This is a genomic window from Streptomyces sp. SA15, from assembly GCF_002291145.1.
Classification (GTDB): domain Bacteria; phylum Actinomycetota; class Actinomycetes; order Streptomycetales; family Streptomycetaceae; genus Streptomyces.
In genome coordinates this window covers 1-1005 of sequence record NZ_NTGE01000122.1, presented here as the reverse complement: position 1 = coordinate 1005, position 1005 = coordinate 1, and the positions used below count along the sequence as shown (strand labels likewise).

The following is a 1005-nucleotide window of genomic DNA, read 5'->3' as shown; positions in this document are numbered from 1 at the left end:
GTCGAGCGTCGCGCAGTGGAACGATCCGCCGAACGGCGCGTAGTGCAGCAGGTCGCACGGGATCGGCTCGAACCCCCACTTCTCGAGCGCGCGCAGCATGTTCGTGTGATGCCGCTCCGCGATCACCCGCTTCTCGTCGATCATGAGAACGTTCATGTTGAGCCACTTGCCGCACATCGAGGTGATCTTGAGCAGGCGCTCGTCGATCGGGGTGGGCTCCGGGGCGATGAGGACGTCCCACGAACGCAGGACCTCGGGCAGGCGGTCGACGTCGACGTATTCGGGATTGACCAGCACCTTGCCGGGCGCGAGCAGGACGAACGTCGTGTCGATGTGCATCGGGGTACGGCAGCGGCTCTCGACCTCGTGGATGCGATAGCCGGGTCCGAGATGGCGGCGCAACCAGTCGATGCCCATCCGGTTGGTGACGTTGCTCCGCGTCACGAACAGGTCGCGTCCCGCGCGCACGAAATCCGCCGCGTCGAACACCGGCTCGAACTCGGTGAGGATGTAGCGCATGGGCTCGCCGGCCTCGGGGACACGGAAGTCCGCCTCGAACAGCTCGTCGGTCAGCTGCGGTTTCGGCGCCGCCGTCCAGCGCGCACCGCGCCGGAAGTAGTCCTTCAGGATCGCGCGATAGGAGTGGGTCTCGAAATACCGGCACGGCCATGCCATCGGGGTCTCGATGATCTCGTCGCCGATCACGAGCATGCTGTCCCGCGGGCAGGTGTTGCAGAAACCGCGCGACGACCAGTCCGGGGTGCCGAAGCGTTTCCTGTGGTCGACCGCCTCCGGCCGCCTGACGGTGACGCCGAGGGACCGCAGGAGAGCGACGAACTCGTCGAGCTCCCGCTGCGCCGGCTCGATCAGCCCGCGCGGATACCTGAATCCGGCGGCGAGCCCCTGCGCGCGCGCCGCCCAGGGCGGGATGTTGCAGGTGACGACCGGATGGTGGCCGGGGATCGTCGCGCCGTCGAGACGCCCGACGATGACCTCCTCCAGCGG

Annotated in this window: 1 protein-coding gene; it reads right to left on the bottom strand. The window is 67.9% G+C overall.

Annotation, left to right across the window (positions count from 1 at the left end; translation table 11 throughout):
- Window positions 1–1005 (bottom strand): amidinotransferase (locus CLM62_RS28660; RefSeq protein ID WP_107483829.1); only part of this gene is annotated, 1005 nt, incomplete at both ends.